This window comes from Thalassotalea marina (genome assembly GCF_014656435.1).
In the GTDB taxonomy this organism is placed as follows: domain Bacteria; phylum Pseudomonadota; class Gammaproteobacteria; order Enterobacterales; family Alteromonadaceae; genus Thalassotalea_C; species Thalassotalea_C marina.
Genome location: NZ_BNCK01000003.1, coordinates 461,402 through 474,625, shown reverse-complemented (window position 1 = coordinate 474,625; position 13,224 = coordinate 461,402). Strand labels below are relative to the sequence as shown.

Genomic DNA, 13,224 nt, shown 5'->3' with positions numbered 1-13,224 from the left:
TTCGACATTAGTTTCCTATGCTTTTTCGCCATAAATATTCAATTGGGCCCTGTTGTTTTACCGAAAACCACCAAGTGGCAAATACTGTTTGGCATAACAATATAGTGCAACCAAAGGCAATAATACTAACTTGCGGAACTGTACCCATAAGCGCTAAGCCATAGCCATAAAACAGCATTACACACAATGACGTTTGCATTAGGTACACAGTTAATGACATGCGTCCAAGGCTTGCCAACCAATTAATTTTAGGTTTAGCGTTGGAATGAAACAAATGATAAAGACCTGCCATATACCCAAGTGCCATTACGATGGCGCCCAAATGATAAACAAGCCCTTGATAAAGACCGAGTAAATTAAGAGAAAAGGGACTGCCTGTAAGGTACTTGATAAATGCATACTGAATGTTTAACAAGGCGCCAATAACAAGCAACCATATTGTAGTGCGTTGAGTTGGCGCTACAAACGGTTTATCAGAAAGAAAAAACAAACGAATAAGGTAAATTCCGATCAAAAACTGTCCCAATACTTGAAAAGGTCGCCCTGTGATTAAGTATGACATTGGCCTTGGTATCGCACTATAAATGTTTGCAACAAATACTTGAAAAGGGTCGTCTGAGGTGCGCATAGCAAGTAATTCAACGTCAGCAAATCCTGCATAGCTTTTAAATGTTAAAGCTAGGGTTTTAAAGGAAGACCAAATTGGATTATCTGCCGTCAAAAATGCGATAACGTGGATTGCCATTGGTGTTAACAGCAATGCTACCCCAATACTTATTAGCTGAGTATTTGTGCATCGAATAAATACCAGTAAGCTCATCCCAAGTAGACTATATAATATTAAAATATCGCCATGCCAAATGAAGCTCATATGCAAAATACCAATGAGTAACAGTATGGACATCCGTTTTAGCCAGTAGTGATTAAAGTTTTTTGTTTTGTCTGATTTTTTTTGATAAATGATGGCAAATCCAGCACCAAAGAGCATTGCAAAAACACTGTAAAATTTACCTTCTATCAACCAGTCAATAAGGGAGAGAACGATGCGATCTGACATTGGTAATAATTGAATTTGTGTATTATCCAGAGAATAGAAACCTGTGAAACTCATCAAATTAGCAAAGATAATACCGCATAAAGCAAAGCCTCTAACTATATCTAACAGCTCAATTCTCTCACGGTGATGGGTAACGCCGCCAAAATTGTTCATCTGATTTTTTACTCCGTATGCCTTACATTTATATCGACTAACAATAGATTTTATCTCTCAACAAGTGTTATGTTATAACATAATTTTTTGCGGATAAGGAACTATTCTGTGGGTCGTATAAGTACTAAGTTATCGCATGTTGCGGTGGCTATGGTTGGTGTAATTACATCTGAAACGGTTTTAGCGAGTCAAACGGACTCAACTGAAAATGAAAAACAAATTGAACGAATAAGTATTATCGCCAGTCCAGTTGGCTCTTTAAGTTTACATGATGAGTCATCAACCGCTAGCCGGCTAGGATTATCATCCTTTGAAACTCCCGCTTCAATTGAGATAGTCGACGCAGACGTTATGCGTGCGAGAGGTTACATTAAATTGTCAGATTCATTAGCCAATTTACCAGGGGTGGTGACAGGTGAGCACCCAACAGCCCCTTCTACCTTTTCTATGCGCGGCTTTACACGAGGACAAATTACCGTGTTACGTGATGGGTTGTGGATTGGCCCCGGAACAATGGTGATGCGTCCACAAAATACGTTTAACTTAGAAAGAATTGAAGTGCTACGAGGCCCTGCTTCTGTTGTTAACGGTGTGGGAACAGTTGGCGGTACGGTAAATGCTATTACCAAATCTGCACATCGAGGTATGGCGAAAAGTAACAATGTGCTATTTGGATATGGTAGTCATCATTCAAAGCACTTGGGGTTTAGTAGTCAAGGTGGGTTAGAAGACAATTTATGGTATACCTTTGATGCAAGTAAATATGATTCTGATGGGCATATTGAACGTACTGGTGCTAAGTCAAGTAATGTCACTGCAAGTACCTTGTGGCAAGTAACGGATAACTTATCTTTTAAAGTGATGCTCGATTACCTCAAAGATGATGTTGGAAGCTATTTAGGCACACCGTTAATGCCGATTGCTGACGCAAAAAAGCCTCTTGGTGTTATCAAAACTGACCGAGGTGAAGCAATTGACAGCGCTTTAAAAACTACTAACTTTAACGTGAAAGATGCGTATGCTAAATCGGATCAACTGTTTCTGAGGTGGGACACTCAATGGCAACTGAGTGATAACCTTGAACTTAGCAATACATTTTATCACTTTACCGCTGATCGCCATTGGCAAAATGCTGAAGGTTATGTTTATTGTACACAGGTAGCAGGTACCTGCACTCAATATGGTGAAATACAGCGTTACTATGGTTATTTTATATTGGACCATGATCAAGACACGCTCGGAAATCGAGTGACACTGAAAATAAACAATGAATTTAGTGGAATAGAAAGCCGCTCTGTCGTTGGTGCTGAACTTATAGAATTAGACTTTAAGCGGGCACGGGGTTTTAGGCGTAAAGTTGCACAGGTTGCAGGTGATGGTGTTGATCCTTTTAACCCAGAAGTTGGGCTATATGGTCAAAGAGAGCTTCGAGGTGTTAGCCCAACTGAAATTAGTACGCGGGCAATTTTTTTAGAAAATGCCTTGCAACTAACGCCTAAGTTGAATTTTGTTTCTGGTTTGAGATTCGAAGAATTATCGTTAGTGCGCGAAAATTTTAATGCTGAAGGTGTAGCTGAAGGAAACGGTTTTGAGCGCGACTATAGCTGGCTAAGCTGGCGTGTTGGAGCGACATATCAATTGGCTGATACGACAGCTTTGTACGGCCAATATAGTAATGCTAAAGATCCTATCAACTCAAATATCATGTTAGTTAACAATAATCAGAATTTTGATTTAACGGATGCTATCCAATGGGAGGTTGGTGTTAAAAGTAGCTGGTTAGACGGCGCAGCCGAAACTACAGTGGCATATTACGATATTGAGCGAGACGATATATTGGAACGATTTGCGTTGGATAGTGTGACTAATGTAGGAGGGAGAACTTCAAATGGTGTTGAACTCTCTAGCGCGTTTAAACTAAATCAAAATTGGCGCTTAGGTTTTAATGCTGCATATACCAATGCGAAATTTCAGCGTTCGGCGAATTTTCAAACGCTTGCTGGCAATACGCCACCTAACGTACCAAAATGGACATCAAGCTTATGGACCAGCGTTGATAACGTCGCTAATTTGCCATTAGAGCTTGGAGCATCTGTACACTACATTGGTGATAGGTACGGTGACAACCCTAACACGGTCACGTTAAATGCCTATACGTTAACCAATCTTTTTGCTGCGTACAAAGGTGAAAATTATCGCATTACGGCAAGAATTGATAACGCTTTAGACGAAGATTATGTGCCGTGGTCAAGCGTGTTTTATCTACATCAGGACGATCCAAGCTTTATTTATGCTAACCAGCTATTGCTTGGGGCAACAAGAAGTGCACGTGTTATTGTTGAGTATCAATTTTAACATTTACCATCAATGACTGCTGCTGTATCTTTACATTAAGTAATAGCGGCAGTCGATTAGACCGCGATGATCATGACTTTAGGTTGACAATATGAGCTGTTACTATGATTAATTGATTAACTCATATAAAGGTATTGTTGTGTTTAAGATTTTGGTGCTAAGTGTCGCTATTTTTTTCTCAGTTCAGTTGTTAGCCGCAAACACTAAAGGGCAATATATTCAGCCTGATAATTTATCACCCAAAGTGCGTGTTGAAACGTCCATGGGCAATTTTGTTGTTGAGTTAAATCGCTTTCGCGCAAAAATAACCGTGGATAACTTTTTAGGCTATGTAGTTCGTGGTCAATACGACAAAACTTTGATCCATCGTGTTGAAGAAGGGTATTTAATTCAGGGCGGAGGTTTTCGCACTGACTATTCTGAAGTAGAGCATGACACCCCAATTTTTAATGAGTCTGGTAATGGTTTAAAAAATAGCGAAGGTACTATAGCCATGGCCAAACAACTCAGTGATGCACATTCTGCAACAAATCAGTTTTTTATTAATTTAAATGATAATGATAACTTAAACCCAGGAAACACATGGGGATATGCAGTTTTTGGTAAAGTTATCGAAGGTTATGATGTGTTAGAAGCTATGTCGCAAGTAGAAGTAGATTACAGCGATAAACTTGGTTACCCAACAGTACCTAAAGAGATGATTACCATTATACGTGTAGTTATATTAGAGCCTGAAAAATAAGTTATTAATCTGAGGTTCATGTTTAACAACATACACTCAGTACACTTTTTATCGGCACACCAATAAAAGGGATTTTTTACATGGCGTCGTCAAGACAACAATTGGTTGAGCTGTTGCAACAAGGGGTAATTTCACCTGAACATGTTGCAGACGCAGAGCAGCTAGCAAATGTAGCGCCCAATAAGGAACAATGGCAACAATTTGTAAATACTGTTTTGTTATGGATTGCTTGTATTTCGTTAAGTTGCGCGATTGTTTTTTTCTTTGCCTACAATTGGTCACAAATGGGGCGATTTTTAAAATTCGCTTTAGTTGAATTTTCCCTTATTTCTACAACTCTGATTTATCTTAAAACACCAGCTAATAACCTAGTTCGAGTTGCCACTCTTACCCTATCTTGTCTGTTAGTTGGCGCGCTAATGGCACTTTTTGGTCAAACGTATCAAACTGGTGCAGACCCTTGGCAATTGTTTTTTAACTGGGCGCTGATTATTACTCCTTGGGCATTGGTCGCGCGCAATAGCATCATTTGGTTGCTTTGGTTTGTTCTTTTAAACATCACTTTAGTTTTATATTGTGATGTTCACCGTAATCCTTTTTTTATAATGTTTAATACAAAAGTTAATACTTTGTGGCTGACTTTCGCCTTTAATTTAGCAAGCTTTAGTGTTTGGCAATTTTTCAGCGCTTCGCAGTCATGGATGCAAAAAAGTTGGCTTATGCGAATGCTAGCGACATTGGCTGGTGTCAGTATAACGGGTCTAGCAATAGAGGCTGTTTATAAGCTGGATGTGATCAATTTACTTGCTTTAGTTTTGTGGTTAATTTCATTGGTTTCAATGTATTACTGCTATCGAATTAAAAAGGTTGATTTGTTCATGTTGGCTGGTGGCTGTTTGTCTATTATCGCCGTGTTTATTGTTTGGATGGAAAAACAATTGGGCTCTTTTGACAACATACTTAATTACATCATCTTAGCCTTTTTTGTACTTGGCCTCGGTATCGCTTCAGCTGTTTGGCTGAAAAAAGTACAGCGGGAGATAAAACATGAGTGCTAGTCATCACACATTATGGCAGCAACTCAAAGCTCAGCACCTTGTGCAAGGAGAAGCTCCAATCTTAGAGGCTACTTCACCATGGTTTGTTAAATCGATGTTGGCGTTTGTAGGTTGGTTAGGTGCGTTATTTATCATGCTGTTTGTCTTTAGCGCATTTCCTTCATTAATTGATAACCCCAAAATATGTTTCATTTTGAGCGTGCCATTATTTTTGTTGTCGTATTTTATTTTAACCAAGCCCAATAATGATTTCTTTGAACATGTTGCTTTGGCGATCAGCTTTGCTGCACAAGGGCTGGTCTTATTTGCTTTGTACGAGTGGCTATCAAACAGTACTTTTTTGATTTTATTTGCCATATTACAAGGGGTTTTGGTGCTGTTAATGCCTAACCTTTTACATCGTATTTTTTCAACACTAGTTGCTTCCCTGTGTGTGTCTTTTTACCTACTCGATTTGGGTGCTAGTCAGGTTGTCACTAGTATGCTGGCGATTCCTTTGGTTTGGTTATGTTTAAATGAATTTCGTTACCAAAGTAAGTATTCACTGATCTCAGGGTTAGTTTATGGCTTGTCGCTTTCTATTCTTTTTCTGCAACTTGCCGACGTTTTTGTTAGCTCTCAAGCTCTGGGTATATACAAAGACGTGAGACCGTGGAGTATTTCTCCGTGGGATAGTCGATTACTCTACGTTATTGCTATGTTTTATAGCGTATGGAAATTATTGCAGGTGGTGCCATTAAACCAACACGACAAATGGTTTCGGCTAGTTTTTGCTGTTACGGGAATATTTACACTGTTGTCGTTAAACGCACAAGGTATTGGCTTAGGCATTGTTATGTTGATGCTAGGTTTTGCCCGTAGTAATCGTATTCTCATTACTTTAGGTATTTTGGCATTAATGCTTTATTGCTCTGCGTATTATTATCAGATGCAGGAAACCTTGTTAGTAAAATCTGCGATTCTAATGGCAATAGCCATCTTTGCTTTTATATGTCGATGGCTATTAAACCACTTCGCACCAGCATCTAGGGAAAGGTAAAATGAAGAACTGGGTAGTGTTATTGACCTTAATAGCTGCACTAGGATTAGTGAACTTTGCTATTTTTCAAAAAGAGCAATTACTGCAGCATGGCGACACAGTATATTTGAAATTGGCGCCGTTAGATCCACGATCAATAATGCAGGGTGATTATATGGCGCTGCGTTTTGAATTAGCAGATGAAATTGAGGCGGCATTAACTGCAAAGGCTTTAGAGAAGCAACAAGACACACTAGATGGGCAAGTGCAGGTTCAGTTAAATGACCAGCGTATTGCAAGGTTTATCAGTATTGAAAGTGCTTTAAATGAAAAGACTGATTTATCACTTCAGTTTCGTTTACGTAACGGCCAAATTAAGTTCGCGACTAACGCATACTTTTTTGAAGAAGGTACAGGTAATATTTTAGCCGAGGCACAATTTGGTGAATTTAAAGTGGGCGAAGATGGAGAATTATTACTGATATCGTTAACCGACGAGTCACTTAAACAGCTTGGCAATAGTACACTTCGTTAATTTATCAGTGGGACAGTCCATAACTCATTGATAATTTTGCATAAAGGTTCCTTTCTAAAATTTTTCCTATCGACAATTATATTTAGTTGTACACCTTTCGTATTTCTCGTTACTTTTCACTCGCTTCGATAAGCACATAACCTACTTTTTAACTTGTGGAAGGTTAAATATATGAAATACATTTTATTGGCTTTAGGTGTTCTAAGTACATTTGCTATGGCTAACGAAAAAGCGCCAAGTGTTGAATTAGTTAAAGACTCATTTGAATACTGCACAGATTATGCACAAGGCGAAGAAGACGCTGATAAGCTGATATTGACTTGTGTTAATGAAGAATTGGCTGAGTCTGGTTACAAAACCTTTAAGTCGTTAAAAGAAATTAAAGACTTCATTAAAGACAAATAAATTGTCTTTATCCCTAAAAAGAAGGGCTTGCCCTTCTTTTTTATTTACTGAGTTCCTCCATGTCTATTGCTGAAAAACTTGTACCTGAACAAAGTTATACCAACGTTACTTATCGTAAAATTGCAGATGATTTACGTCAGCAGGGTTACAGTATTAATCAACACAGTATTCCGTTTGATTTAGCCCAGTCGTTAGCGCTTTATGCACAACAAATGTCAAATAAGCAGTTTCACAAAGCTGGTATTGGCCGTGAAAGCAATTTTACGCAAAATAAAGCGGTAAGAGGTGATGAGATCTGTTGGATTTCAGGTGAGTCATTTGTTGGGCAGCAGTGGCTTGATTGGTGTGGTAATTTACAACGTTACTTAAATCAGCAGCTATTCTTAGGCTTATTTTCTTTTGAGAGTCACTTTGCTCACTACCCGCCTGGAGCGTTTTATCACAAACACTTGGATGCGTTTAAAGGTGAAAAGAACCGCGTTTTGTCATTGGTTTTGTATTTAAATGAGGATTGGTTAGCGTCAGATGGCGGTGAATTGGTGCTATACCCAGAAGAAAGTAGCGATAACACTAACGCGACTAGCGTTTTACCTATGTTAGGAACATCGGTCATCTTTTTAAGTGAAGAATTTCCTCATGAAGTGTTACCAGCAACACGCGATAGATTTTCTATAGCTGGTTGGTTTCGTATTAACACGTCACATGAAAACTGTGTTGATCCACCAAGATAACGGCGAGTGCCGTTATCGCAGTTTAAAAAAGTTTTGTTAAGGTAGCTTTCGACCGTTGATGCGACTTTTTACTCTGCGATGCACACCTTTGGTTAAGCTTACAACTCTATCTTCGAGCAAATCTACGCCGTATAGAATCACCACCACAAGTACAGCCAATACAATTGCCTGAGATAAGTAATTAAAACCGATTAGAATACCGATAGCCGCTAATACCCAAATAGTAGCTGCTGAGGTAACACCAACTACGGCGCCATCTTTGGCCAGCATAACTCCTGCACCCAAAAAGCCAATACCAGTGATGACTTGCCCTGTTAACCTGATCAGCTGGCCTTGTTCATCAGATAAAGTTCCTGCTACAGCAATAACTAAATAAGTACCTAAGGTAATTAAAGAGGAGGTTCTTATACCCACAGGTTTGCCACGAATTTGGCGTTCTACTCCGATTAATGTGCCACATAAAATCGTTGTTAAAATGGCTGACCATTTAAACGGTGACACGTCAAGTAGTGAGATTATTTGATCCAATACAGGTCCTTACTGGTAGGTTAACACATTGCTTAATTAAGGTTTTAGCAGGCGCGCATATTGCCTGAAAACATTGAGCAAATAAAGAGCAATATTTTGTTTAAACCATAAACTTTTTAGTCGTCTCGATAAATTAGATTTTAGCATAGAGATTGGCAAGTGCTGGTTAAGTTAAAAACACTCTCTTGATGATCTTTAATCTGCAAGTTTACCTTTGCTTAAGTACGGATTTTTTCCAATTCAATCTATTTTTAAAATAGATTACATATTGAAAAAAATAAGTGATATTCTGCTCAGGTATAATTTTTGTTAAGCACAAGGAAGTTGAAGTGAATAAACTACTTAAGTCTTTTTTATACGTGGCAGAAAACCCCAAAAATATCACCAGCTTTATTTGGTTATATGTGTTGATAAGTATTCTTTGGCACAATCAATTCTTGTTAACTTTTGCAACAACACAAGGAGGATTTACCACAAGGCTTAATTCAGGTTTAGACGCGTTAGGTAGCTTTGAATATTTGTGGGTTTTGAGTTTAACGCTGTTATTTTTCACGTTAAAACTTGTCTTCAATTACACAGTAAAAGTTTCACGCGATCGTATTAACTTGGAAGAGCAAAAAAAGAAAACGACCTTAGTTGATGTCGATACCAGTAATGACATGCAGCAGTTAATTTCAGTACTACAAGATTTAAAAGAGCAACTTAAACAAGCGCAAGAAAACGAGAAACTAGCCAAGCTAAGTGCCAAAGAAGTAGTGGCACACCTGCATACCACCCAACAAAAGCTAGACGAAGTATCCGCAGATTTTGAAATTGTAAATCAAGAAAACATTAAGCTACGTGAACAATTAAAAACTTATCATTCTTTTGAACAAACTCAGTAGCGGGTTTTTACCAACAAGAAGTACGATTTGAAAATTGCCTACAAAAGAAAATGAAAAAATCATTCCCAGTAGAATTTTATTGAGTTTTTTATTCCGCCTCCCTTATAGTTAATAGTTTGAATGACATGTTCAATTTCACTACGGTGAAATTAATAAACTAGAAAAGGATTTTTATGTATAGATGGATATTGCTATTAATTACCTTAGTTTTCATTTTCCCTTCTTATGCCGCTCAAACGAAAGAAGAACTGCTGAAAGAATTCAACAAATTATATTTTAGTATTCAAAAAGAGCTACAAGGTAAAAGCTTATTAGAAAAAATCGTGCTAATGGAAGGTAAAGTAGAAAAGCATAGCACTAATCCAATAGCGTATGACACTTTAAAACAAATACTAGCAACAGATAAGTCTGTTGCAGGAGATTATTCAGCGGCACTAAGCGAATTCGAATACAAGTCGAAAATCGATGAACTTTCACTTGTTAATTTTGATAAATATTCACCAATTGAGGCAAGTACAGCAATATCAGGTTTGGCTAAAAATACACAAATTGTGATGATTAATGAAGCTCACCATTCGGCACAACATAGAGTCCTAACATATGACTTGTTATCTAAGCTATGGCAACAAGGGTTTAGGTATTTTGCTGCTGAAGCTTTAGCTGAAAACGGAGAGAAGTTCATCACAAATACTTATGTTGAGAAAAATGCAGGAAGCATTTATGTAAAAGAAACGACTTTTGGACAAATGTTATTGCTTGCTAAAAACATTGGGTTTAAGCTGGTTTCATATGATTACGGAGATCAATCAACAAGAAAGCAAAGGGAATTATCTGCAGCTCAAAACATAATTCAGAAAATATTTAACCACGATAAAACAGCCAAGGTTTTAATACATGTAGGGTATTCACATATTAAGGAACAAGATGGCTGGTTAGCTGAAATTCTAAAAATAAAAACAGGAATAGATCCTTTAACCATTAATCAAACAGACTTTATTGAAACCGCGAATCTGGATAAAGAGCCTGACATTTATAAAACAATAGTTGAAAGATTTGATGTTGATTTTCCTTTTATTCTCAAAAGTGAAAATGATTTCTGGTCAGCCAATAAAGGCAAATATGATGTCAATGTTGTTTGGCCAAGAACACAATTCAAGGGTAATAGGCCAGTATGGGCTCGATTAAATAGGAAAACTGAGCAAGTAGACTCTTCTATGTGTGACAATGTTTTACCTTGTATCATCGAGGTTTATGATTCTAATGCCAATGGAGCTTTTCCATCAGATCGGGTTTATTTATCTCCAACAAGACAAACATCAGATGTTTTTATTTCTAATGAAAGCAAATACATACGTGTCATGAACCTAGAGAAGAGTAAAAAGCTTGATTTAAAGTGATTATAAGTAAAGGTTCAACAATTAACCACCATCTAAAAAGTCTGATGTTAGATCATAAAGACGGTTTTTAAATGCGCAGAATACGGAAATTAGAATAAAAACGTAAATTTTTTAGAGTAACTACTTTACTTTTATAGAGTGGTTACTCTATAATCAATTTTGTTCCTAGCGAACGCCTGTTGTAATAATTTTATATTCTAGCTTTCCCCAAAGCTATCGAACCGAAGATGCTTTCATCTTCGGTTTTTTTTCGCTTAAATTTCTCAATTTAGCTGCTTTCTTGTCGAGATCATTAAAAATCCTATTGGTAATTTTTCGATTACTAGTATTAAATAAGATTATGATGTTTCTGTGTTGATGTAAGCCTAGAGAAGAATGCCGAATAAATTTGTATTGAGTTTTTTATTATTGTTAGTTGCAATTTCTAATCAACTCCACGCGCAACAAGACTCAATTACCGTCGTTTCAGAAGAGTGGCCTCCATATAATTACACTAATGAACAAGGTGAATTCACCGGTATATCTACAGAAATTGTTAAAGCAGTATTAGCGGAAGCTAAGCTCAATTATCATATTGAAGTGTATCCTTGGAGCCGCGCATTTAGCATGGCCCGCGACAATAAAAATACTCTGTTGTATACGGTTTATCGTGTGGGTGACAGACTAGATAAATTTCAATGGATTTGCCCACTGATTAAAAATGAAGGTTTTGCCGTATATGCGTTATCAAACCGAAATGATGTAGCATTTTCTAACCTTGGAGAAGCTAAAAAGTATCGTATAGGTACTTTACGATCTGGTGGAGGGTACGATGTGTTGAAACATGCAGGCTTTATTGTGGGTGAAAACTTAGATATCGCGACAGACGAATATGCCAATATTCGTAAGCTGTTTAAACAACGTGTTGACTTAATACTACAGGAAGTTGAACCGTTAAAGTTACGTTTGAAAGAGCTTGGTTTTGCTGAATCGGCAGTTAAAAAAGTTTTTTCAATCGTGCCGGAAGGTGGTCAAGTTGGTTGCATGGCGTTTAGCAATGACACACCTAAAACTATGGTAGAGCGGGTAAAAAAGGCGTTACAAAAAGTGTTGTCTCAGCGCACTGTTGTTACTCATTAAACCGTACGCTGAAAACAAATTCACGAAGATCAGTTGATCGCTAGTAGTTCTACTTCGAAAATTAACAAAGACCCAGCAGTAATCTTGCCAGTCGAATTGTTACCATAAGCGAGATTGGAAGGAATGAAGAATTTAAACTTATCGCCTACGCGCATCAGCTGGACACCTTCAGTCCACCCTTTTATTACTTGATTCAAACCAAAACTAATCGACTGTTTGCGTACTAGTGAACTATCAAATACGGTACCATCGATGAGTGTGCCGTGATAATGCACAGTAACCTTAGAGGTTGCACTTGGATGCTCTGTGCCTTCACCACGACGAAGTACTTGATATTGCAATCCAGATTCTGTTTCAACAACACCATCTTTTAACTTGTTTTCTGCTAAAAATTGCTGAGCGATTTTATTGTTTTCTTCGGCAATTGCCTTGTTATCAGCTAGTCGTTTAAACCAAAAGATCGCAAAGGCAATAATAATAGCGAGTAAAATATACTTCATTTTAATTCCTGTTCAGCTCGATATTGGCTACTTATGCGTCTTCTTCATCCAATGCAATTGAGTCAGCTTGATCGGTTTCTGCCGTTAGCCAATCACAAATGATTTGGGTCGCTTGATTTGCACCGGTTTTCTTCAATGAAGAAAATGCGACGACTTTAATATCACCACCAAGCACTTGAAGTGCTTTTTTAACTTTCAGTACTTCGGCACTGGCTTTACCTTGCGATAATTTGTCGGATTTAGTTAACAAGGCTAATACAGGTAGGTTGCTATCTACAGCCCACTCAATAAGGTTGTGGTCTAGGTCTTTTAACGGGTGGCGAATATCCATTAACACAACTAAACCTTTTAGCGACTCTCGCTTCTCTAGGTATTCTCCAAGTGCTTTTTGCCACTTTTTCTTCATCTCAAGTGGTACTTTAGCAAAGCCATAACCGGGTAGATCTACAAGTCTCATACCTTCTTCCACTTCAAACACGTTGATTAATTGTGTTCGGCCTGGAGTTTTACTGGTGCGAGCTAAGCTTTTTTGGAGTGTTAAGGTATTTAAAGCACTCGACTTTCCAGCATTTGAGCGGCCAGCAAAGGCAACTTCTATTCCTGCATCTTCAGGTAGTTGACGAATGTCTGGTGCACTAATAACAAATTTTGCTTTGTTCAAATTTACGGCAAAAGTAGACAATTGATTTCTCACTTGAATCTTGGTTGATGCCCTATTATATAGCTTTTTAATTAAATTTAA

14 protein-coding genes are annotated in these 13,224 nt (G+C 37.8%); 10 read left to right on the top strand and 4 right to left on the bottom strand.

Going from position 1 to position 13,224, the window contains the following annotated elements:
• Window positions 1-7: 7 nt before the first annotated feature.
• Window positions 8-1,210, bottom strand: coding sequence for a DUF418 domain-containing protein (locus IE199_RS08545; protein WP_189769194.1), 1,203 nt, complete (start codon window positions 1,208-1,210; stop codon window positions 8-10).
• A 108-nt stretch (window positions 1,211-1,318) separates the two neighbouring features.
• Here IE199_RS08545 and IE199_RS08540 point away from each other — a divergent pair, with 108 nt between their 5' ends.
• The 7 genes from IE199_RS08540 (at window position 1,319) to IE199_RS08510 (ending at window position 8,054) form a co-directional block, all read left to right on the top strand.
• Entirely contained in the window at window positions 1,319-3,565 is a 2,247-nt protein-coding gene (locus tag IE199_RS08540) for a TonB-dependent receptor (protein ID WP_189769192.1), read from the top strand.
• A gap of 139 nt (window positions 3,566-3,704) precedes the next feature.
• Window positions 3,705-4,307, top strand: coding sequence for a peptidylprolyl isomerase (locus IE199_RS08535; protein WP_229854609.1), 603 nt, complete (start codon window positions 3,705-3,707; stop codon window positions 4,305-4,307).
• Between the two features lie 80 nt (window positions 4,308-4,387).
• The gene (locus IE199_RS08530; RefSeq protein WP_189769188.1) at window positions 4,388-5,365 is read left to right on the top strand and encodes a DUF2157 domain-containing protein; all 978 of its coding nucleotides are present in this window, start codon (window positions 4,388-4,390) and stop codon (window positions 5,363-5,365) included.
• Window positions 5,355-6,404: a DUF4401 domain-containing protein gene (locus tag IE199_RS08525; RefSeq protein WP_189769186.1), complete on the top strand. Its 1,050-nt coding sequence runs from the start codon at window positions 5,355-5,357 to the stop codon at window positions 6,402-6,404. Before IE199_RS08530 ends, IE199_RS08525 begins: the two co-directional genes overlap by 11 nt.
• A 1-nt stretch (window position 6,405) precedes the next feature.
• Entirely contained in the window at window positions 6,406-6,918 is a 513-nt protein-coding gene (locus IE199_RS08520) for a GDYXXLXY domain-containing protein (RefSeq protein WP_189769184.1), read from the top strand.
• A 171-nt stretch (window positions 6,919-7,089) separates the two neighbouring features.
• Window positions 7,090-7,323, top strand: coding sequence for a hypothetical protein (locus tag IE199_RS08515; RefSeq protein ID WP_189769182.1), 234 nt, complete (start codon window positions 7,090-7,092; stop codon window positions 7,321-7,323).
• Window positions 7,324-7,382: 59 nt separating this feature from the next.
• Complete coding sequence (locus tag IE199_RS08510; protein WP_189769180.1) at window positions 7,383-8,054, top strand: 2OG-Fe(II) oxygenase; 672 nt, start codon at window positions 7,383-7,385, stop codon at window positions 8,052-8,054.
• Window positions 8,055-8,090: 36 nt separating this feature from the next.
• Here IE199_RS08510 and IE199_RS08505 read toward each other — a convergent pair whose 3' ends face one another.
• The gene (locus IE199_RS08505; protein WP_229854608.1) at window positions 8,091-8,582 is read right to left on the bottom strand and encodes an MgtC/SapB family protein; all 492 of its coding nucleotides are present in this window, start codon (window positions 8,580-8,582) and stop codon (window positions 8,091-8,093) included.
• A gap of 329 nt (window positions 8,583-8,911) precedes the next feature.
• Between IE199_RS08505 and IE199_RS08500 the strand changes: the two genes are divergently transcribed.
• The 3 genes from IE199_RS08500 (at window position 8,912) to IE199_RS08490 (ending at window position 11,982) form a co-directional block, all read left to right on the top strand.
• Complete coding sequence (locus tag IE199_RS08500) at window positions 8,912-9,466, top strand: hypothetical protein (protein ID WP_189769177.1); 555 nt, start codon at window positions 8,912-8,914, stop codon at window positions 9,464-9,466.
• A gap of 173 nt (window positions 9,467-9,639) precedes the next feature.
• Window positions 9,640-10,863 carry a hypothetical protein gene (locus IE199_RS08495; protein ID WP_189769175.1) on the top strand — a complete coding sequence of 408 codons (1,224 nt, stop codon included), beginning with the start codon at window positions 9,640-9,642 and terminating at the stop codon, window positions 10,861-10,863.
• A 375-nt stretch (window positions 10,864-11,238) separates the two neighbouring features.
• Window positions 11,239-11,982 (top strand): substrate-binding periplasmic protein, encoded by a 744-nt coding sequence (locus tag IE199_RS08490; RefSeq protein WP_189769173.1) that lies wholly within the window; start codon window positions 11,239-11,241, stop codon window positions 11,980-11,982.
• A 29-nt stretch (window positions 11,983-12,011) separates the two neighbouring features.
• Here IE199_RS08490 and bamJ read toward each other — a convergent pair whose 3' ends face one another.
• Entirely contained in the window at window positions 12,012-12,482 is a 471-nt protein-coding gene (gene bamJ, locus IE199_RS08485) for a BamJ family beta-barrel-assembly machinery protein (RefSeq protein WP_189769171.1), read from the bottom strand.
• A 31-nt stretch (window positions 12,483-12,513) separates the two neighbouring features.
• Entirely contained in the window at window positions 12,514-13,176 is a 663-nt protein-coding gene (yihA, locus tag IE199_RS08480) for a ribosome biogenesis GTP-binding protein YihA/YsxC (RefSeq protein WP_373304780.1), read from the bottom strand.
• Between the last annotated feature and the right edge of the window lie 48 nt (window positions 13,177-13,224).